The organism is Bifidobacterium sp. H6bp9 (assembly GCF_032193695.1).
GTDB classification, from domain to species: Bacteria; Actinomycetota; Actinomycetes; order Actinomycetales; family Bifidobacteriaceae; genus Bombiscardovia; species Bombiscardovia kimbladii.
Genome location: NZ_JASTZY010000004.1, coordinates 124,471 through 146,524 on the forward strand (window position 1 = coordinate 124,471; position 22,054 = coordinate 146,524).

Genomic DNA, 22,054 nt, shown 5'->3' on the forward strand with positions numbered 1-22,054 from the left:
TTTCAGTGGAAAATACATTGTGGCCCCTGCAGAACTGTTGGCCGCTCGTATACAACTTCAGAGAAATAAAGGAGCCAGAAGCATCCATACGTCGGTCATCAGTATGGGCATGCCATAGCATACGATGAAATACGACAGCACATCTCTATAAAGGAGTGGACATGACTGATCGTCTACAAGGTAAGGTAGCCATCATCACCGGAGGAACCGGCGGCATGGGCGTGGGCATCGCCGAATGCTTCGTCCGCGAGGGAGCCAAGGTGGCCCTTACCGACATCAAGGAGACCGATGCCTCCCGCAGCTTCATGCAGGAGCATCCCGGGCAGGTCGTCTTCCACACCTTGGACGTGACGGACGAGGATCAGTGGGTCTCCACCATCGACACCGTTGAAAAGGAGCTGGGCCAGCTGACCACCGTGGTCAACAACGCCGGCATCGGCGACAAGGGCGTCACCATGGACGAGGAAAGCTACGATGACTGGAAGAAGATCATCGCCATCAACCTGAACGGAACCTTCCTGGGCACCAAGCACGGCATGCGGGTCATGAAAGGCCGCGGCGGATCCATTATCAACATCTCCTCCATCGAGGGGTTCGTGGGCCTGAGCCGGGCTGGAGCCTACAACGCCAGCAAGGGCGGCACCAGGCTGCTGACCAAGTCCGCCGCTCTGGATTCCGCCAACAACAACTACGGTGTTCGCATCAACTCGGTCCATCCCGGATTCATCAAGACCCCTCTGATCAGCCAGAGCCTTGAAGACAGGATGAGCAAGCTGACACCTCTGGGCCATATCGGCGAGCCCCAGGACATTGGCGAAATCTGCGTCTACCTGGCCAGCGACGAATCCAAGTTCGCGCTGGGTGCCGAATTCGTTGTGGACGGCGGATTCATCGCCCAGTAAGGAATTCCCGTAAGGAATTGCCCCAACCCCTTCTTCTGCCAGTCCGCTTCACAGTAATACAAGTGGCTAGGCTGAAGGAGGGGTTCACTTATGCCCCCAACGAGGGGATCGCATGCGACTATGGCATCAAGATTTAATCCCGCTGCTTCCCAGACAGCAGCTGCTGGGCCAGCATAGGGAGATCACCGCCCTGCGGGGCCTTGGATGGGGTCGACGGCATGCCACCGTTGACTATGTCTTCGACCACTGCCCATACAAGCTCTTTCAATTTCATCTGCTGGTCATGGCAACGATGCGCGAGCGCGGCTATCATCCTGATCCTGCCTGGTATGATCCGTTCTACCGCGGCAGGCACTGCCCGCCATACAAGGATCTGACTGCCGTGCCGTTGACGAACCCCATCTACCCCGAGCACGATGCAGCCTATCTGCAGGAATGCTTGGAGAATCTGGCGGGGAAGGGCATCCATTTGACCTGATGACGATCCTCAGGGCCGGTGCCGACTGGCTGCTGTGGCCATAAAATTCACTGACGTGTACGGCAATATTTGGGAACGGCTGTTTGAATCCGAGTATCTGCCCAAAGATTGTGCTTCGCCCGACAACCGGTTGACGGAGTTTTGCCAACCGAAGGGCGTCATTCCCGAGTGAGCCTGGACACCGGGGGCACCAGGAGGGTGACCGCCACCAGCAATAACGCCAAGGGCAACAGCGCCGGCCTGACACCGGTATGGTCGGCCAGGAATCCAATAGCCGGAGGGATGATCCAGGAGACCCCGTAGTAGGCAGTGGAGATGACCGAAGCACGCTGGGCCGCCACGGCTGGATCCTTGGTTGCCAAAGTAGTAACAATGGGTACGCCCAGAGCAGCTCCGACGCCCCAAATTCCAGTGCCCACAAGGCTCAACACGAAAGAGGGAGCAAGAGCATAGACCAGGATGCCCAGAGCCGAGACCAGGAGGGTCAGGACCAGCGAGCGCATGTTCCCCAATCGTTCGATCAGATGCGTACCCAGCAACCTTGAGACGATCATGGCTGCAACGAAGATCGTGGGAGCAAGACCGGCTTGGGACTCGGGGACGCCAAAAGCATCGACCAGGCCGATCCCGGTCCAATCATTGACAGCACCCTCGCTGGCCTCCAGGGCCACATTAATCAGGGCAAGCATGAGAACCAGTGCATCGCCCCAAGCAGCCAACTGCTTGCCGAAGGCGGACGATTGCTTTGACTCCGACCCCGCCTGCTGATCCGAACGTCGGTCGTCAGCGCCGCCCTTGTAATCCCCTAGAGGCTGAGCCGGGCAGAGCAGGACGCAGGCGACCACCAGAGCCAGACTGACCAGCGCATTGACCGCCAGGTGCGCACCTATGGCTACACCCAGGTGAGATAGGAGCGAGCCCAGTCCCAGAGCAAGAAACATGCCCAGGCTATATGAGGCATGGAAGCGCGGCATTATGGACCGAGAGGAGAAACGCTCCACCGCGCCGGCCTCAACAGTGTTGACCGTTCCCCAAAGGCTGATCCCCGCCGAATTGAAGAGCAGGCCCAAAACCACCCCTGGCACCGAACGCAGAGTGACGGCCAAAGCCGCGATCACCATCCCCAGGCACCAGGTGGAGGCTGCCAGCAGCATGGCTCGGCGCACACCCAGCCGATCGGTCAGCACTCCCGAGACCAGCATGCCGATCAGAGCGCCGCATCCGCCCAGGATGGTCATCAGAGCCAGGCCCGAAGGCTGCAGACCGAGACTTGCTTTGACTGTTGGCAGTCGAGAAATCCAGGCCGAAGTACCTATGCCCATGATGATGAAAAACCCGTAAACGGCCGACCGCTCGCGCATTCCGTGACCTGGAGGACCGACCGCCGAAGGCTCACGATGATCCCGTTCACTCATGCGGGTCTCCTTGTTCTGTCCATAATTGACTCTTTTCTTCGGAGTCGCATATCAATAGCGGGATCATAGCCAGTGATTTTGTATACTGCTCTATAGCATTATTATCGGATGACTCAATAACCATCGTAGACAGTCGACCGGATGACCTGAAAGGGATGCCCGGCCCGACGCCCCAGGCGGTCGTCGGCGCTCAAAAGGAGAAACGTGGCAAAGGGTAATTTGAGCGGAAAAGTCCTGGCCGGCCTGATGGCTATGGCCATGTTGATACCCACCATGGCCTTGGCTGATGGCGGGCAAACAGCGGATGCCCAGACCACGGGCTCCACGTCGACATCTCCAACGGCACATGCACAGCAAGCGACTGACACAAACCAGGCATCGTCCACATCGATCCAGACCTCGACTCCACAGTTAAACACCGCCGCGTCCGAGGCAGCCCAAACCGCTCAGGAGTCGGAGTCAACCTCCTCGAGCCAGGCCGCACCCATACAACCCAGCACAGGGCCAACCGCCAAATCGGCAATCAAGGACATGCTGGACACCGACGATGCCGTGGTCACCACACTGTCCCAAGCATCCCGCTCCACTGGCACGGCTCCTTTCGACAACGATAACAACCCCGGCGACGACCACGATGCAGACAATGACATAGTGCGCACTTTCGATAAGGTGTCCTACACCTACTCTTTTGCCGTAAATACCCGCAGCGAGACAACCAGCTATCGCCGAGGCCGAATAGGCTTCCAATTCAAACTGAGCCAGCCTGAGGACCAGGTCACCTTTGATGTGAATTCCATGGGCTGGGTGGACACTACGCCGGAATACCAGCCAAAGCAAACTACAGAGACTATCGACGGTCATCCGACACAGGTGCTTACCGTTTACAGGCTACTCACCGCCCCACAGAATTTGCCTACCGTTATTCCGGGATCCTCCAGCGTCACTCTGGTCCTTCGGGTCCGAAGCATGCCCAATGGCAGCAAATTCGCCCCCGAGGTCCAAGCCTGGGGCGCTCCGAATACCACCACCAAGACCGATCCTGCTTCAGCCACATCCGATCAGGTCACCGTGTCGGCCAAGCTTAATCTGAACCTGCGAATCACTGGCGGAACCAATGAAGGCTCCGGCAACCAAACCTTCGACTTCAATACCCCAGCCGCCAGCAATTACCCCAACCATGAGCTGGGTAAGCGCAAGGGGATAATCAGCAAGTTCAACTGGGCCGTTGACATGCGTTGGCCCGATCGAACCAAGGGCCTCAAAGGTCTGGAGGTTCCCACTGGCCCCATTACCTTTTCCCTGTCACTGAGCAATTTGTGGCAGACCGCTGGCGGAGATGCCTACCCGAAGATAGCGGATCTGCAACCCTACTTCTGGGACATCGGCACCATCGACGGCGACTTCAACAACAGCGGACGCAACACCGGCGATCAGGGCTGGAGACCCACTCTCAGCAACTATGGCTATGCCCGATCCACGGGTGGCACGGCTGGAAAAGACCAAGTCCAAGGCAATGGTCAATACACCGTGGCTGAACAGCGCAACAGCCAGGGCCTCAGGCTGGACCTGACTTTGAAGGACTATAAAACCAACGACCCCTTCCCCTACCTGGGACACACCTATGCACCAGACGCCAAGTGCACGCCTGCCCTGGCCTCGACTGACTGCACGCGACAAGAAGTGGCCGAAATCTCCACTGGTTACCTATATGTCTTCAACCCCTCCACTGTCGACGGCAAGGACGTGGCCAACTACTATGGACAGACCGGTCTCAGCTTGCAGAGCAAGGTCGACGACGGCAACCTGAGTGCGAAATCGCTATCAAACCAGTCTTTACCCCATGCCTCTGGCCCCACGGACACGTCAAACCAACCCGACCAGTCCGATGACATGTGGCACAACGTCATCTTCACGCTAGGCTCCAACACAATAAAGGCAGGCATCAGCAACATCATTCAGTACAGTTGCATGACGGCTCCTAACTATTTTGATGACGGCGTGGACTGCGGGTGGTGGACTGCTCCTGACAATCTACGGGGGACCGACTCAGCAGTCGCAGGGACCAAAGTGCGGGTAACGGCCGGTTTCAACTTCAAAACCAGCAAGGCTGATCTGCCTCTGCTGGGAATGTCCTTGGTCAAGATCGACCCAAAGGTAGTTGGACTGCCAAACTCCGACGGTCTGGATCTTCCCTGGGGCAACGGCATCTGGCAGAACGGCAAATACAATGATCCAACGAGCGATAAAAAACCGTTGCTGGATCTGGTCATGTACGCCACCAAACCCGACGGGAAAGACTGGAAAAACGACACTGAGCAAGCCAATGCCGACATAGAGGATCTGAACTTTTATAGCACGCAGGAGGATGCAAAGAAGCATGGCACGGTTGTAGGCATGCTGCTGGGCGGGCGCACCGCCGCGCCCTCCAGGTTTGCCGAAGAGAATTCCCGATTCGGCTTCGGCGGATTTGTGATCAACGTCCTCCCCGATACCAAAGTAAGTTCGGTAGCCCAGCTGACATCAGTTTCGCGCACTTTCACCCGCAACCAATTAGCAGCTATGGCCGGGCTAAGCCCCGAGAACTCCAGCGATCAGGAATGGGAGGAGTGGGCCAAGCAACAGAACCCCTACGATCTGGCCAAAATCAAATCTCCCGTCTTAGCCACGTCAGTCGGAGGCTATACCAAAGCCAACTATGACCAAATAAACGGTTACCTAGGCGGAGACACCGGCGGCAATGAACACGGGGACAGCCTCTATGTAGCCGGCGAAACCAACACCATCTCCAACGCCGTGGCACAAACAAGCACCAATTCCGAACCCAAAGAATACTTTGACATAGACAGCGATCAACGGTTCGTTGACTGGCGACTAACCATCAACACCGGCACTTCAGCTTCCCAAGCCAACAAGGGCGCCCAAACCGAACTCTACATCACCGACAAACTACCGGCAAAGCTCCACTACATCCCCGGCAGCGCCCGATTGGGTGGCACATATACGGAAGCCACGCCTGAAATGGGCCACATAGAGGGCGGAACCGCCTGTGAGCCATCAGTGAGCACGGACCCCGGAACCGGAATCACCACTCTGTCCTGGACACTGACCGACATCCCTGTGGACGGCAACAACCGCGTCATCCACTTCTCCACCTCCCTGGGCGACCTGACTGACCCTAACAAAGACATCGGCTCCAACGAAGACCTGACGACCTCTGCCACAGTTCAGTCAAAACAGAATATGTCCCAGCCCAACACATACTTGAAGACTGCCGATTCCTTCACCATCCACGCTTGGCGGACCAACACCACCAGCCTTTCCACCTCGGCCGTACAGGACACTAATGAAGCCGGTACACCAATTGGCTTCACCAACATGCTGAGCAGCACCTCAGGCAGTGGCAAGCAGCATCACTATGCCATCGACATCATGCCGTACAAACAGACAAGCGGCAAACCCGACTTCCACGGGGAACCTACTTTTGCCGATATGAGCATAAAAGCTTCGGCGGGGGCTAGTCTGAGCCGAATCACCATCCGCTACACCACAGATTCTCGATGGCGGGTGAATGACACGAGTTCCATACAAGCCCAGGAATACCTCTCTTGGGACAAGGCTGACTTGGACACAACAAGTGGCGAAGTGAAAATGCCTGAAAACGTGGTCGCTTGGGCCTTCATCATCGATGGGCAGCCCAACCAATTCCGCTATGACATTACTTTCCATATAAACCCCGGAAACAACTCCTCCGGCGACCTCTATCGGAATCGCTGGGGCAATGCACTGAACCAAATGCCTGCCCAGGCCATGGTTGTTCAACGTTCCATCAGTGGCATCGTATGGTACGACGTCAATGGGGACGGCACCCGCTCTTCGGAAGATATTCTGCTTAAAGATGTCAAAGTGATCCTGCTCAACGATTCTGACGACAAGCCCGCCAAGTCGGTCGTCACCCCATATGATGATCTGAGCACAAAATCTGATTCCCAGGGCAAGTACGAACTGACCAATATACCGGCAGGGCAATTCCACCTGCGGTTCGACCCCGCTCCGAATACGAACTGGACCCACCTGTCTACGACAATCCAAAAGGCCAGCGGAGCCAGCCCGAGCGAAAACTCCTCAGCCAGCGACATACTGGAGAACGGAACCATGAAAGGCGCCGTCATCAAGGATATTAAGTTCCAGAAGGCCGAGGATATGGTGGACGCAGCCAGCCAATCCCTGGATTTCAACAACTGTGGCTTGACAGGAACAATGGACACCAATGAAGTGTCTGCAGGAGTCAAAGTACAGATCCAAGGCAGGAACTGGCTCAACTCAGACTCCTTCACGTTAACTGCCGAGCCCTTGGGTGGCGCACCGTCCGCAGCGTTGCCCAGCCAAATCACCGTAGACGCCGACAACCAAAATATTCAGGTGCCCGTCAACGTGTCTGCTCTGCCCGACGATGGCAGCTACGAGTATCGTATACACCAGGAAACCGGCTCCATTCCTGGCCTGACGTATGATCAGAGCACTGCAATCCTGACCATCACTTTGACAACCGATGCAGCTCAGTTACACCGTACCGCCAAGGCGCAGTGGACTGACAGCAAGGGCAAGAAGATAGACACAGCCACCTTCACCAACACCTACCAGGCCAAGCCGGCCACGGTCAGGCTCACCGCCTCCAAGCACCTGGAAGGCCGGGGCCTGAAAGCCGGGGAGTTCGACTTCCTCCTGCAGAACACCAAGGGCGGGAAGCCGGCCCAAGCATCCAACAAGGCCGACGGGACCGTCGCATTCCCCGACCAGACCCTGACCGAGGCCGGCGACTACACGTACTCCGTGAGCGAGGCCCAGGGCAGCCTGCCCGGCATCACCTACGACCAGAAGACGCACCGGATCACCGTCCACGTCACCGACGACCAGCAAGGCCAGCTCCAAGCCACCATCGACGGTAACAACCCCACCTTCACCAACCATTACCAGGCCAAGCCGGCCAAGCCCGTCATCACCGCCACCAAGCACCTGCAGGGCCGGGACCTGAAAGCCAACGAGTTCACCTTCCACCTGTACGACGGGGAGACCGGCCATGAAGCGGGCTCGGCAACCAACGACGCTCAGGGCAGGATCGCCTTCAACGACCTGACCCTGGACCAGCCCGGCGACTACCACTACACCATCCGCGAGGACCAGGGCAGCCTGCCCGGCATCACCTACGACCGGCACGCGGCCACGGTCGACGTCCACGTCACCGACGACCTCAACGGCCAGCTCCAAGCCACCATCACCAGCAAGGACACCACTTTCACCAACACCTACCAGGCCAAGCCGGCCAAGCCAGACAAGCCAGACAACCCTGACAACTCCGGAGGACATGACAAGCCGAATCCACCGGTAGAACCGAGCAAACCGAGCGAGTCCGATCATGCACCCAGCAATAACCAAAAACCGGTGCCAGGAAACCAATCTTCTGATGACCAAGCAAAGTCATCTGCAGATTCTCAAGCCCTAGCCGCCTCAGGCTCAGACATAGTCATGCCTGTAGTGCTGACTGTCGGCACTGCCGTCCTCGGCCTGGCACTGATGTGCTTGTTGCGGCATCGCAGGGATCAGGATGCTGACCTGGGCTAATCGTTCCCCGCATGAGAACACAGCTGGGCCTCTTCTTCACTGGTGACAGCCACCTATGGCGAACCTCACGGTTCCCTGCCCCTATCTGCAGACGAAATTTGCTATTCTTGCAAGTGGAAGGAATCTTGCATCCAGAGGTCACCGTCGACGATGGACGGTCACCTGAACGGTCATGGCCCTGCACGGTCATGATGTCGATTGTCACACGTGCAGGCCGTCACACAGAAAGGTCAGTCATGGCAGACGATACAGTCATTGTTGTTGATACTTCCATGTTCGAAAAAGATGCCGACGCGAAAACCGCCAAGGCCAACGAGGTCGCACGCAAGTACGGCATCAGCGACGAGGCCCTCAAGAAGGTCGAGGATTACAAGGATCAGTTGAGCTACCACCAGGCATGGGATTTGCCGTTCCTGGGCTACGTGGACGAGGACGGCTATGGATATGCTTACGTGCCCAACAAGGCTGTCGCAGCCGATGGATGGGATGCCCACAAGGCCTTCCTGGACCTGCCTGATGATGTCCAGACGGCTTTCGCCATCCGCATGCTCTTCACTCATCGCGACGTCGACCGCCACGGTGCAGAGATGTTCCTTCACCACGGCCGCGGGCTGACAGTCCGCTTCCAGGAGCCCACCTCAGCCAGCTACTGAGCCTGAGCTACCTTAACCAACTCGACCCCCGGTCCTGTCGTAATAACCCCCTGACAGGGCCAGGGGCTTTTCCATGCCGACAATCAAGGCAGAAGCCCCATCCAGGCAGGAGCTAGCACACCGACGCAGGCTCCGACGATCGGCCCGGCAAAGGGTATCCAGGCGTAGCTCCAGTCCGCATCCTTCTTGCCGGACATGGGCAGAAGGCAGTACGCCAATCGAGCGGAAAAGTCACGTGCAGGATTCATGGCCGCACCAGAAACCCCGCCCAGGGCCATGACCAGAACCGTGATGACCAGGGCCACGCCCAAGGGCCCAACCTGGGTAGGAGTCCCCCCATTAAGGAACACCCAGGCAACCAGGATGGCCGTGCCGATGGCCTCCGACATCAAATTCCAGAAATTCGAACGTATGGCCGGCTTGGTGCAGAAAACCATGAGTTTGGTATCTGAATCGGTGGGAAGTTCGAAATGCTTGCGAGTGCCCAGGTAGCCCAGGCAGGAACCAAAGAAGGCCCCCAAGAACTGGGCGGAAATGAAGATGGCCACATTGGCCAAGGTGACCGGAATGCCGCCCTTGCCCATGGCCAGACCGTTCAAGGTCGCCTGCGGATCAATCCAGTGACCGACCACCCTGGCCAGGGTCACGGCCGGATTGAGATGGCCGCCCGTTCTCCACCCCGCATATACGCCTATATATACAGCAAGACCCCAGCCCACCGAAGCGTTGATCCAGTCGGCTCGATAGGCCCCTGTCCTGGGGAGCGACCTGCTGGCTGCGACCATGACCGCAATGGCCATCATAAGGGCCGTGCCCATAAACTCTGAGCAGAACATCTGCACACCGCTGATCATGATTGCTCTCCAAGCTTCCTGCCATCAAAGGAGCTGAAGGTGACCAGACTCCCATAACCCGAATAGTCGACTGCTGCCAAACCGACAAATCCACCGTTAGAGCAACGATCAATCTGCTCACACATATAGTCTTTCGATTTGACTAATACATCAAGAATAACCGAATCCATGACACAAGGGCCTCGCCCATCGGTGATGCTGCATTCATGACCACTGACCAATAGATCAGCTTCTGTTCGGGATCAGCTCAGAAGGGCCAGGAGGTCCTTTCTGCTCAGCCTGGCCACGCTGGCAGCACCGGTGGAGGCAGCCGAATCGACAAAGCGCGATGCCAGGTCGCTCTTGCTGTGCTGCAGGTTGAGGATGCGCTCCTCGATGGTGTCCTTGGCTACGATCTGGTAGACGTTGACGTCCTGGGTCTGGCCGATCCGGTGGGCGCGGTCGTTGGCCTGCTCCTGGGCAGCGGCATTCCACCAGGGGTCCGCATGGACCACCACACAGGCTCCGGTGAGGTTGAGCCCGGTGTTGCCGGCCTTCAGGGAGATCAGGAAGACCGGCGTGGCATCCCTGTTGAACTGTTCCACCAGCTCCAGCCGCCGCTTCTTGGAGGTGGCCCCGGTGATCAGATCGTAGGACACATCCAGCCGACGGAGCCGTTGGGCTATCAGGTCCAGATAGGAGGTGAACTGGGAGAAGATCAGCATCTTGCGTCCTGCATCCTGGCAGGAGACCACCAGATCCTCAATGGCATCCAGCTTGGCCGAATCGCCGCGCCGGTCTCTACCCTGATCCTGGTAGACCAGACGCGGATCGCAGCAGACCTCCCGCAGCCTGGTCAGCTGGGCCAGGACCTGGATTTTGCCGACCTCGTACTCCTGGTCCTTTTCCTTGTTGAGCGTAGCCCTCAGCTCCTGCTCCAGGGCCGCATAGAGCTTGCGCTGACGACCCTGCAGGGGCACGCTGATCACGTTTTCGATCTTCTCGGGCAGATCCGTCAGCACCTGTGACTTGAGCCGACGCAGAATGAAAGGCCCTACCAGGGCCTGGAGCCTGGACTGGGCGTCCTGGTCGCCGCTGAGTATGGGCATTTCGAAGCGGTCCCGGAACCGGGAGTAGGGACCCAGCATCCCAGGCATCAGGAAGTCGAAGATGCTCCAAAGCTCGGAAAGCCGGTTCTCGATCGGCGTGCCGGTCAGGGCGAACCGGTGCAGGCTGTCCAGAGCTCGTACGGCACGGGCGGCCTTGGTGGCGTGGTTCTTGATGTACTGGGCCTCATCCAGAACCAGGGCATACCAGGGCAGACTCCGATACCGGTCCAAGTCCCGCCTGAGCAAATCGTATGAGGTAATCAGCAGATCGTAGGACCCGGCCTGATCCAGCAGAGCCTGACGCTGGCTGCGCCCTCCCGCCAGGACCGCTACCCGCAGATCCGGCGTAAAGCGGCGACACTCTGCCTCCCAGTTGTAGACCAAGGAGGCCGGACAGACGATCAGCGAAGGTCCCCGATCCCTGGCCTGATCCCGACGGGAGAGCAGGTAGGCCAGCATCTGTATGGTCTTGCCCAGACCCATCTCGTCGGCCAGAATGCCGCCGAATCCGCGGTCGCTCAGGGTGCATAGCCAACGCAGCCCTTCTACCTGATAGGGTCTGAGCTGTCCGCGCAATCCGTCGGGGACCTTGAACACCTGAGGATCGGGCTTGCGCTCCTTCAGGTAGTCTCGAAAGCTGGAATCGCGGTCCTGCTCGGGCACCAGCGCATCCAGGTAGCCGAGCTGGAATTCAGGCACATGGACCGGCCCCTTGGCCAGATCAGCAGGGTCAATGCCCAGGTCTTGGGCCAGGGTGTCCACAGCCTCGGTATTCAGATCATCCAATTCGACGAAAGCCCCGTTGCGCAGGCGATGGAAGCGCCGACGGCGGCGATGGTCGGCCAGGATGGCAGCAGCCTCCTCGGGCTGCACCTCATCGGCGATGGGCGAGATCTCGACCAGGCCGGAGCGCACCCGCACACCCACGCGGATCTGCGGATGAGAGACGACGCTCAGCCCGTCGAAGGCCGGGGTGGAGAAGACCCGTCCCAGACCCTTGAGCACAGGCAGGCCCCGGGTCAACAGTGTGTGGATGGCCTCCTCATTCTCCTCGTGGATACGGGCCAGCCCCTCCTCCATCAAGGGGAAATAGCGGCGAACCGTCTGCCGGGCCAAAGACTCGCTCTCCCGATCTCTGCCGGGTTCATCCTCCGAGGCAGGATCAGCGCCGACGGACAGAAGACGGTCCCCGTAGCGGGCCTTGATGTCACAGCTGACCCCCTGCCGATCCCTGTCCAGGTAAAGCTCGATCCTGCAGGGCGGCCGCCGCCGGGCATCCAGCTCCTCGGGCAGACTGGCAGAGAGCCCGGATCCTTCCTGGGCGCCCTGATCCAGGTCAGGCAGGACGGTCCGGGCGAACAGATCCAGGTCGTCGGCATCCAGATGCAGATCCCGATCCTCGCCAGGGCGGCAGAGGGTCTCCAGCAGATCCCGATGGCGCATGAAACGCGCGCTGCAACGGTGGATGACCGGCCCCGGATCCAGCCCTAAGCCGGGTTGCGAAGGGCGCACGATAACGAAGGAAGAGACCTGACCGACGATGAAGCGCTCCACGGCCAGGGCATGGGTGATCCGGTAGCCATCCGCCTCCTTGCTGACCGCGATGCCAGGGTCCGGATCCCCGTCGAGGACGGGGGCAGGCATGGTCTGCAGGAAGGAGTCCTCGGGAGGCGTGTAGTCCAGGGTGAGCCCGGAGTCTACGAACAGGTCGAGAATCTGCGCCACTTCGTCGTCGCTGAGCCGGATCCCCGCCAATCCTGCGCGTGCAAGGCGGCCGCGCATGCCCCCCTCCTGTTCGGCCAGGCTGCGGCGGATGGCACCGGCCCTTTCAAGAATGGTCAGCAGAGCCTGGGCCCGGTCATCAAAGGTGTCACGAGAATGAATGAAGGCCAGCCGCCGCCCGTAAGACATGAATTCGCCATGGTCCACGGCACGCAGCAGGGCCGGAAGGTCCTTGACCAGGTAGGCGACCCCGTGGGAGGACAGGGTGATGTGCAGACGGACCAGCCAGCCGCCGCGCTCACTGGTCAGATCGGGGATAAGCCCGACCGAGCCGATGGGCAGGTGACGGCCGCCAACCGGTCCGCTCTCCTGCTTGAGCAGGCTCAGCTGGCGGTCACGAAAGGCCTGCCGACGCCGAACCTCCTGCCGGTGCATGTAGGCTGCCAGGGGTCCCGAGGTCGACCGGGCGGAACTGGATCGACCCTGGTCGCCGTCCCAGTCATCCGATCCTGCAAAGGCCTGGCTGGACTCGTTGTAGGCCATGATCAGGGCGACGACATGCTTGCAGGCAGGACCCTGGCGCCCAAAGGCCCGGCAGGTGCAGGAGGAGTCAATGACCCGATGGGTCTGCTCGTCCAGCCGAGCCTGGACCATGCAGTCACCGTCCGGCTGATAGGTGGCGGGCACACGCCCCTTGAGAACGGTCAGAGCCCCCAGGTGCCGCAGGCGCAGGTCTGTAAAGCGGCGGTCATCCAGCAGTTGATGGGCGCGGAAGTAAGCCTTGCCGCCCAATCGGCGCAGAGCGGCGTCAGAGATGGTGTCTGGATCGCCGAAGGTCCGCCCCTCCTCATCGTCGCCCGGATCATAGAAGCCATGGCCTCCTGAACCAACGGCTCTTGACCCGTAGACCGCTGCATGCCAATCCACACGCACCCTCCTTATGGTCTCTGACGACCATTCCCGAGCATAACCTTTTCCGTTCCAATGCGGCACGCCTTCGGCGAAGCGAGTAGACATGCCGACTTACGAAAAAATGACCGCCTCCCTAAGATGGCGTGCTGTTTGTCTGAAGAAGGAGATCATCATCGTGCAAAACACGTCCACCTCTGCCTCTGTTCACCGGTCACGACCGGCCGTCCCCCATCCCTGGCCGGCCATCGCCGCGCTGATGATCGGGGCTTTCGTGGGCATGCTGAGCGAGACCTCGCTCAATATCGCCCTGCCCAACCTGATGGAGAGCTTCCAGATCCCCGCTGCCACCGTGCAATGGCTGGTCACGGGGTACATGCTGGTCATCGGCATCGTCCTGCCCTTCTCCAGCCTGATCTCCAAGTGGTTCACCACCAGGCAGACCGTGATCTTCGGCCTGGTCGCCTTCCTGGCAGGATCGGTGGTCTCGGCCATGGCCCCCATCTTCCCCGTCCTTCTGACGGGACGGCTGATCCAGGGCATCGGCACCGGCCTGATCCTGCCGCTCATGTTCACCGTGGCCATGCTGATCTTCCCGCCAGCCCGTCTGGGCACGGTCATGGGCATGTGCGCCCTGGTCATCATGTTCGCTCCCGCCATCGGCCCGACCCTGACCGGGATCATCCTGGGCAAGCTGACCTGGCACTGGATCTTCTGGTTCTTCACCCCCTTCCTGGTTGTGGCTCTGGTCTTCGCCGTCTGCTTCCTGAAGAATGTGGGGACCATCACCCACCAGCGGCCCGACCTGGCCTCTATTCTGGAATCCATTGTCGGCTTCGGCGGACTGGTGGCAGGTGTCAGCCTGGCCAGCCGGTACGGATGGCTCTCCCCCGTCACCCTGATCATCCTGGTCGTGGCCCTAGCAGCCCTGGTCCTCTATATTCGTCGTCAGCTGGGCCTGGAACACCCGGTGCTCAACCTGCGCATCTTCTCCATCCCGGCCTTCCGCTACGGCGCCACCCTGGTCATGCTGGACTTCGCAGTCATCCTCTCCTCCATGTATCTGCTGCCCCAGTTCCTGCAGCGTGGGCTGCTCCTGCCCGTGGCCATGACCGGCATCCTCATGCTGCCCGGCGGGGCCATCAACGCCCTGGTCTCGGCCTTCGCCGGCCGGCTCTACGACGGCTTCGGGGCTCGTATGCCCGTCCGCTGCGGCTTCCTTGTCGCCCTGCTCGGCACGGTCATCCTCCTGTTCACCGGCCCGCACACCCCTGTGGCCCTGGTGGTGGCGGCCCACATCATTTTGATGATCGGCTGCCCACTGGCCATGTCACCGGCCCAGACCTACGCGCTCAACTCTCTGAGCGGCCCACAGTCCGGCGACGGAAGCACCATCATCAACACCATGCAGCAGATTGTGGGAGCCGTGGCCACGGCCGTCACCACCTCCCTGCTGGCTATGGGCGAGGGGCAGGCAGCCGGAGTTGACAAAGCCCAGGCCTTCACCAGGGGCACCCACTACGGATTGATCTTCACCCTGGTGCTGATCCTGGCCGCTCTGGCCGTCTCCCTGAAGGTGCGCAACTTCTCCCACGCCGAGCAGCCAGAGGCCGAACGGGACATTCAGCAAGCTCCAAGTTCGCACCGCTAGCTTGGGAGCGTCCCTGGCTAGACTGGAGGACGGCGACCGGACTTAAGGCCCGCCTCGTGGGCCGCCCGGTCATCCCTGGAACGCTATCAGGAAGGGTGTCATGTTCGTTCTCAAGAACGCCTGGTTCACCATCAGGCGGCATGCGGCGCGGAGCCTGGCCATGGTCCTGGCCTGCCTGGTCGTGGCGGCGCTGGCCACGACGGCGGCCACCGTGCTCCAGGCTGACACCAAGGCACGCACCACAGACTACGAATCCCAACAGGTGGATGCCGTCATCAGCCCGCGCAAGGGAACCAAGGCCTCTCCCCTGGGCTGGAACGAGTATTCCAAGTACGCCCAGCGCCTGCAGATGGATGGCATGCAGTACAAGGCCTACTTCCATGAGACCGCCGACATCAGCCCGGAGGGACTGCCCCAGTCAGGCACCTACTCCCTGGTGGGCGTCTCCGACAAGGAGGCCGAACCCACCCTGCCTCACGGCCCCTTCGCCGTGGATCAGGGCAAGGGGCTGGACTACGCCTCCCAGAATGCCTCCGGCGCCCAGACCGTGCTGATCTCCAAGCAAATGGCGCAGGCCAACAAGCTCAAGGTGGGCGACACCCTGACCATCAAAGATCCCCGCCAGCAGGATCAGCAGGTCAAGCTGACCATCTCCGGCACCTACCACTACCGCAAGGCCGCCGATCAGACAGCCAACCGGGCCATTTACACGGCCTATCCCACTTTTGCCATGCTGGGGCTGGATGCAGCCACCAAACCCGGAGACCCCGGCCATGAACTGCTCGTGGCCTTCGTCCTGGATTCGCCGAGCACCTACCAGAAGTTCATCAAGGAGCTGCGCAAGGACGGGCTCAAGGCCTCGCAGTACGACATCGACTCCCCCAGTCTGAAGAACTACCAGCGGCGGATGGAGCCGGTCCACCGGGCCGCCGACCAGGCGCGAACCGTCATTATCCTGGTCTGCCTGCTGGGCGGGCTGGTTCTGCTGGGCTGCCTGTTCCTCATGCTGCGCGGCCGTGCCAACGAAATCGGCATGGCCATCACCATCGGGGTCCACAAGGCTCGGCTGGGTTGGCAGTTCGCCCTGGAGACCCTCTTGCTCACCCTGCCCGGACTGGTGCTGGGCCTGGCTCTGGGCACCGCGATCAGTCGGCCCCTGGGCCGGTCGCTCTTCCGGCTGGGGAGCCTGGCCAGCATGCCGCATGCTGGTCTGATCTGGAAGATGATCCTGATTGGCCTGGCCGTCTGCCTGATCCTCGCTCTGGCAGCAGCCGCCAGGGTAGCGGCCTTCAGAACCGCCCAGCTATACACCAACGACCTGGAGGACGAGGCATGAGCAAAAAGACATCGGACCAGCAGCCGGACGAAAACTCCCAGGAAAAGGCCGAGACCAAGGCCGCCGATCAGAAGCAAGCCGCTCAAGCAACGGCCGATGCCGAGCAAAAAGCCGACGAGAACACCAGCACCGGACCGCTGCCCGAATCCGATACAAGGCCGGAGACAGAAACGACATCCGAGGAAGAAGCAGCTTCTCAGACGGGCGAACAGTCCGAGGAGGATGGTTCTTCGGAAGAAGACGTGTCAATGGCCGCTTTCAAGGTGGTCATCGAGCAGGAAAATGCCGAGGATCCTGATGACGATCAGGAGGAGGACCCACTGCTGGAGACCGATGGCGAGCGGGTGTTGGTTCCTGGCGGCTACCCGGTGCTCTCCCTGAAGCATGTGGATTACACGCGCAAGGTCCAGGGTCGTCCCGAACAGATCCTGGATGATGTCGATCTGGAATTCCAGCGTCGCCGCATCTACTCGGTGGAGACCACTTCGCCTTCCGGACGGGCCGCTCTGATGGCCCTGATGACCGGTCTGCGCGCTCCTACCCAGGGCAGCGTGCTCTTCCGGGGCACGGACCTGCGCCAATTGCTGGCTTCCGACTATCGCGGCCATCAGATCGGAGCCATCTTCCGCACCGATGCCTTAAGGCGCGACCTGACCGCCGTACAGAATCTTGTCTACACCATGGAGGCCAGCGGACGCACCTTCCTGGGCCCCAAGGACAATCTGGCCCGTCAGTTGCTGGACGAAGTGGGCTTCCCGGAGCGCCTGCAGGACAAGCTGACGGCTGATCTGGGCCACTTGGACTTCCGCTTGGCCTCCGTGGCCCGTGCCCTGTGCTGCGAGTGCGACGCGCTCATCGCCGACGAACCCACCGAGGGGCTGGAGCCGAGCGACTGGGACACCCTGCTGGCCACCCTGAAGCGGGTCTCCCGCCGTCATGACTGCGCAGTGATCATCCTGACCTCCAGCGGTTCTGACACCGTGGACGAGGGCACTTACGACGACCGATTCATCGTCGATTGAGCCCCAGCCTTCCCGGCCGGGGACGGACAGCACTGCACTGATTTGTTCGGTCATCACCCATGAGGAGTGGATACCCCGGGTCATGACCGAACAAATCGGTTCATGCAACAATGACCCACGCCGGCAAGGGAGGGTCATCCTGCACCATCACCATGGATTCGCACCCGTTCGGGAGGTCGGCGTCAAGGAAGCCATATGGATTACCCCAGGGCTGCTGATCGCTCAGAACGCCTGGCTGGCATCCCAAGGCCGTCCCTCATGGGCCCTGTCAGCCCCACCGACTTTGTGGCTGGATGAACTGGACCAGTCCCTGACCGAACGCAGGATTCTGACTGTGACGGCAGAAACCATCCTGACCTGGCGTCGGCTGCCATCGGGCTTGGGACAACGTCCCTGGTCGCAGCTGGCCGCCGGCCGGGTATCGGGCCTGCCTGCGGCCCGACGGACCCTTGAAGGCCTGCAGAGCGATCTGCGGACAGCCCCTGCGCAATCGCTGATTCGAATCCAGACCCACCTGCCCAATATCCATGAGGAGTGGCGGGTCATCCTCGACAGGGATCGAATCGCGGCCTCCAGCGGATACTGCCTGCATGAGGACGAGGGCTCTCGAGCCATTACCACGGTCTTCGACGGCGCCATCTTCGATCCCAGGCATCGAACGATCGCCGAGAACTGCGCCCTCCAGGCAGCCAAAGGTCGATCTCCTGCTCCGATCAGCGTGGATCTGGCCTTCCTCCGTGGATCGGATCAGCCTCTCGTCCTGGAGGGAAACCCGGTCTGGTGCGCAGCCCCTTACGCTTACGGGCCGCAGGGCATGGTCTCGTTCTTGAAAGCCGTAGCGACCTGCCGGACCGATCGAGTCGATCCCTATCAACCAGACCCGTGGATGCTGCGCGAATTCGGCGGCCGCTTCCGCAGTTCATGGGGGCCGGCCCGGCCGGATCAGACGATGGTCATGCCGTAGTGCTTGGCCAGGGGCTGCAGATCCGGCACCCCATACCGGGCCACCAGCTGCCTCCAGCGGGCCAGGTTGTCAGGACCATACTTGGCTGTGCGCTTGGCGGCAGTGAGCTCGGAGACGAAGATGGGCGGCTGGTGCTTGCTGTGGAACTTGTCCGCATACATGACCACCTCCTGCTCAGGATTGACCGGCAGGTAGTCGTCAGGCGGCAGGTTCAGATGCTCCTCCTCAACCTGGCGGCGGGTCAGCCCCACTCCGGTATGGTTGCGGGCGAACTGGGCCACCGACTCGTCCACCCCAGCGTCCAGCAGCAAGTGGTAACCCTCCAGCCCATGTTCGATGTACCGCTCGCCCTGGAAGGTCAGGGGGCGGCCCTGGGAACCATCGTCCTTGAGGATCCGGTAGGTACCGATGTCGTGCAGCAAGGCGCCCGTGCGGACCAGGTCACGGTCCAGAGGCCGCTCGGGCAGAACCCCGTCAGGATCATCATCACGCAGCAGGCGTTCGTTGACCTGGTCGGCCATACGCACCGCGAGGGCGGCAATGATCTGGCAGTGGGTGTGTATCAGTTCATAGGCGGCTTGGGAGGGCGCATACTGACGGTGCAGGGCCTCGGCCATGGGAAGATTGGGAATCATACCGACCATTCTAGGGATTCCTGCCGCAAATGTGACCTTTGCGACGCTTATGCACACTTCAGCGGATAATCGGCCCTGCCCTTCTGCCGCCGACAGTACACTAGGAGCCACAGTATTTCACGAGGAGCACTATGGACACTTCACCACTTGTGCGCTCCGCCGACCAGCCCGCTCCTCCAGACGAGGACGGCGGCCGACAGGCGCCCTGGCACAACCCCCTGCTGGACCCGCGCGATCTGCGCATGCCGCGCATCGCGGGCCCCAGCTCATTGGTCATTTTCGGCGTCACCGGAGATCTGGCCAAGAAAAAGCTCTTGCCGGCTGTTTATGACCTGGCCAACCGGGGGCTGCTTCCAGCCAGCTTCGGGCTGATCGGCTTCGGACGGCGCGACTGGAGCGACCAGCAGTTCGTCGCCTTTGCGGAGGAGAACGTCCGCGCCCACTGCCGCACCCCCTTCAACGAATCCACCTGGCGACATCTGAGCCAGGGCATGCGCTTCGTCAAGGGCAGCTTCGACGATGCCGAGGCCTTCCGCCGCCTGTCGGCCACTGTCTCGGAGCTGGACCGGGTCCGGGGCACACGCGGCAACCATGCCTTTTACATGTCGGTGCCGCCCAAGGCCTTCCCCCAGGTGGCCCGTCAGCTGGCCGAGTCGGGGCTTTCCCACTCCAAGGAAGGGGCCTGGCGCCGCGTCATCATCGAGAAGCCCTTCGGCCACGACCTGGCCTCGGCTAAGGAGCTTGACCGGGTGGTCTCCGAGGTCTTTGAGCCGGATTCGGTCTTCCGCATCGACCACTACCTGGGCAAGGAGACCGTGCAGAACATCCTGGCCCTGCGCTTCGCCAACATGATGTTCGAGCCGGTCTGGAACTCCAACTACGTCTCCCACGTGCAGATCACCATGGCCGAGGACATGGGCATCGGCGGCAGGGCCGGCTACTACGACGGAATCGGAGCAGCCCGGGACGTCATCCAGAACCACCTCCTGCAACTGATGGCCCTGACGGCCATGGAGGAGCCGGTCTCCTTCTCGGCGTCGGATCTGACGGCTGAGAAGACCAAGATCCTTTCTGCTGTCCGTCTTCCCGAGGACCTGGCGGCCCACACCGCTCGAGGCCAGTACACGGCCGGCTGGCAGGGGTCCCAGCACGTGGTCGGCTACCTGGATGAGGACGGTATCGACCCCTCCTCCACCACTGAAACCTATGCGGCTATCAGGCTGGATGTGGACACCCGCCGCTGGGCCGGCGTCCCCTTCTACCTGCGCACGGGCAAGCGCCTGGGCAAGCGGGTCAGCGAGATCGCCATCGTCTTCAAGCGTGCCCCCCACCTGCCCTTCGAGGCCACAGCCACCCGGGAACTGGGCGCCAACGCCGTAGTCATCCGCGTACAGCCCGACGAGGGCGTGACCATGCGTTTCGGGGCCAAGACCCCTGGCTCGGCCATGGAGGTGCGCGACGTCAACATGGACTTCTCCTACGGGCGTTCCTTCACCGAGGCCTCCCCCGAGGCCTACGAGCGGCTGATCCTGGACGTGCTTCTTGGAGACCCGCCCCTCTTCCCCACCACCGAGGAGGTCAATCTCTCCTGGAAGATCCTGGACCCCATCGAGGAGTTCTGGGCCGGACAGGGCCAGCCCCAGCCCTACCGCGCCGGCACCTGGGGTCCGCGGGAGGCTGATCTGATGCTAGCCCGCGACGGATACCACTGGAGGATGCCATGATCGTCAGACTGAACAACACCACTACCTCCGCCATCGCCCGGGAGATCGACGAACTCCACGTTGAACGCGGGGAGGCCGCCCAGGGACGGGTGCTGACCCTGGTCATCATCACCGAGCAGGCCCATCTGGAGACAGCCCTGGAGACCATAAACGCCGCAAGCCGCGAACATCCCTGCCGGGTCATCGCCATAGTGACCGATGCCGAAGACCATCAGGCCGGGCAGGATGCGGACCAGAGGACCGCTGCAGTACAGACCTCTGATGACTGCGTCTCCTACAAGAACACCGACCACAACGGGGATCGCACGCTGGATGCCGAAATACGCTTCGGCTCGGATGCCGGTGCCGGCGAAGTGGTGGTCCTGCGACCAGTGGCAGCCCTGCTGGACCATTCCGACGCTCTGGTCATTCCCCTCCTGGTGCCGGATGCGCCTCTGGTAGTCTGGTGGCCCACCAATCCGCCCCTGGATCCCTCGCAGGATCCCATCGGGACCATGGCCGCCAGCAGAATCACCGATGCCATGGAGGCCGACGATCGCCAGGCCACCTTCGCCGGGCTGCTGGCCCATTCGCACGCTGAGGACGTGGACCTGTCCTGGACCAGGATCACCATCTGGCGAGCGCTGCTGACCTCCATGGTGCAGCAGCCGCCCCACCTGCCCATCCGTTCGGTCAGGGTGACCGGCCAAGCCCACTACCTGCCGTTGGAGCTGCTGGCCTCCTGGCTGGCCCTGAAGCTAAAGGTGCCGGTCACAGTCGAACGCGACCCGCAGGCTCAGGCGGTCACCGGCGTCTATTTCGAACGTCCGGACGGGGTCATGAGCATGGAGCGCCACCATGACGACCAGGCCCGGATCAACCAGCCCGGTCAGGCCTCGCAGACCATCTCCATGCCCCTGCGCTCTGCCGTGGACTGCATGAGCGAGGAACTGGGTCGGTTGGATCCTGACGAGGTCTATCAGGATGTCATCCACACCGGCTGGGGAATGGTTGACCACCAGTAGACCTCTGCAGTGACTCAATTCATATGCAAACGTCTGGGTGTAGGCTGAGGCCAGCTTCACCTGCATGCAAGGAGGATC

General features: G+C 61.0%; 14 protein-coding genes. 10 read left to right on the top strand and 4 right to left on the bottom strand.

Annotation, left to right across the window (positions count from 1 at the left end; all coding sequences use genetic code 11):
* The first annotated feature begins 161 nt into the window (after positions 1-161).
* Positions 162-902, top strand: a complete 741-nt coding sequence (locus tag QRX40_RS06635; protein ID WP_313837187.1) for an SDR family oxidoreductase — start codon at positions 162-164, stop codon at positions 900-902.
* Positions 903-1,014: 112 nt separating this feature from the next.
* Entirely contained in the window at positions 1,015-1,380 is a 366-nt protein-coding gene (locus QRX40_RS06640; RefSeq protein ID WP_313837188.1) for a TIGR02328 family protein, read from the top strand.
* Between the two features lie 158 nt (positions 1,381-1,538).
* Here the strand turns inward: QRX40_RS06640 and QRX40_RS06645 are convergent, their stop codons facing one another.
* Positions 1,539-2,795, bottom strand: a complete 1,257-nt coding sequence (locus QRX40_RS06645) for an MFS transporter (protein ID WP_313837189.1) — start codon at positions 2,793-2,795, stop codon at positions 1,539-1,541.
* 204 nt (positions 2,796-2,999) lie between these two features.
* Between QRX40_RS06645 and QRX40_RS06650 the strand changes: the two genes are divergently transcribed.
* A complete protein-coding gene (locus QRX40_RS06650; RefSeq protein WP_313837190.1) occupies positions 3,000-8,414 on the top strand; it encodes a Spy0128 family protein in 5,415 nt (1,804 codons plus the stop codon).
* A 236-nt stretch (positions 8,415-8,650) separates the two neighbouring features.
* Positions 8,651-9,067, top strand: coding sequence for a hypothetical protein (locus QRX40_RS06655; protein WP_045924232.1), 417 nt, complete (start codon positions 8,651-8,653; stop codon positions 9,065-9,067).
* A gap of 83 nt (positions 9,068-9,150) precedes the next feature.
* On the opposite strand, the gene QRX40_RS06660 is transcribed toward QRX40_RS06655, so the two are convergent.
* Both QRX40_RS06660 and QRX40_RS06665 read right to left on the bottom strand, forming a co-directional pair.
* Positions 9,151-9,921, bottom strand: a complete 771-nt coding sequence (locus tag QRX40_RS06660) for an MIP/aquaporin family protein (RefSeq protein WP_313837193.1) — start codon at positions 9,919-9,921, stop codon at positions 9,151-9,153.
* A gap of 242 nt (positions 9,922-10,163) precedes the next feature.
* The gene (locus QRX40_RS06665; RefSeq protein WP_313837195.1) at positions 10,164-13,658 is read right to left on the bottom strand and encodes an SNF2-related protein; all 3,495 of its coding nucleotides are present in this window, start codon (positions 13,656-13,658) and stop codon (positions 10,164-10,166) included.
* 160 nt (positions 13,659-13,818) lie between these two features.
* Here QRX40_RS06665 and QRX40_RS06670 point away from each other — a divergent pair, with 160 nt between their 5' ends.
* The 4 genes from QRX40_RS06670 (at position 13,819) to QRX40_RS06685 (ending at position 18,613) form a co-directional block, all read left to right on the top strand.
* Positions 13,819-15,291: a DHA2 family efflux MFS transporter permease subunit gene (locus QRX40_RS06670; protein ID WP_045923887.1), complete on the top strand. Its 1,473-nt coding sequence runs from the start codon at positions 13,819-13,821 to the stop codon at positions 15,289-15,291.
* A gap of 100 nt (positions 15,292-15,391) precedes the next feature.
* Positions 15,392-16,627: an FtsX-like permease family protein gene (locus QRX40_RS06675; RefSeq protein WP_313837196.1), complete on the top strand. Its 1,236-nt coding sequence runs from the start codon at positions 15,392-15,394 to the stop codon at positions 16,625-16,627.
* Entirely contained in the window at positions 16,624-17,649 is a 1,026-nt protein-coding gene (locus QRX40_RS06680) for an ATP-binding cassette domain-containing protein (protein ID WP_313837198.1), read from the top strand. The genes QRX40_RS06675 and QRX40_RS06680 overlap by 4 nt, the downstream gene beginning before the upstream one ends.
* Positions 17,650-17,731: 82 nt before the next feature.
* Positions 17,732-18,613: a hypothetical protein gene (locus QRX40_RS06685; protein WP_313837199.1), complete on the top strand. Its 882-nt coding sequence runs from the start codon at positions 17,732-17,734 to the stop codon at positions 18,611-18,613.
* On the opposite strand, the gene QRX40_RS06690 is transcribed toward QRX40_RS06685, so the two are convergent.
* Positions 18,592-19,257, bottom strand: coding sequence for an HD domain-containing protein (locus QRX40_RS06690; protein WP_313837201.1), 666 nt, complete (start codon positions 19,255-19,257; stop codon positions 18,592-18,594). The genes QRX40_RS06685 and QRX40_RS06690 overlap by 22 nt on opposite strands.
* Positions 19,258-19,490: 233 nt before the next feature.
* On the opposite strand from QRX40_RS06690, the gene zwf reads away from it, so the two are divergent.
* Positions 19,491-20,972, top strand: a complete 1,482-nt coding sequence (gene zwf, locus QRX40_RS06695) for a glucose-6-phosphate dehydrogenase (RefSeq protein WP_313837269.1) — start codon at positions 19,491-19,493, stop codon at positions 20,970-20,972.
* Positions 20,969-21,976: a glucose-6-phosphate dehydrogenase assembly protein OpcA gene (locus tag QRX40_RS06700; RefSeq protein ID WP_313837203.1), complete on the top strand. Its 1,008-nt coding sequence runs from the start codon at positions 20,969-20,971 to the stop codon at positions 21,974-21,976. The genes zwf and QRX40_RS06700 overlap by 4 nt, the downstream gene beginning before the upstream one ends.
* The last annotated feature ends 78 nt before the right edge of the window (positions 21,977-22,054 follow it).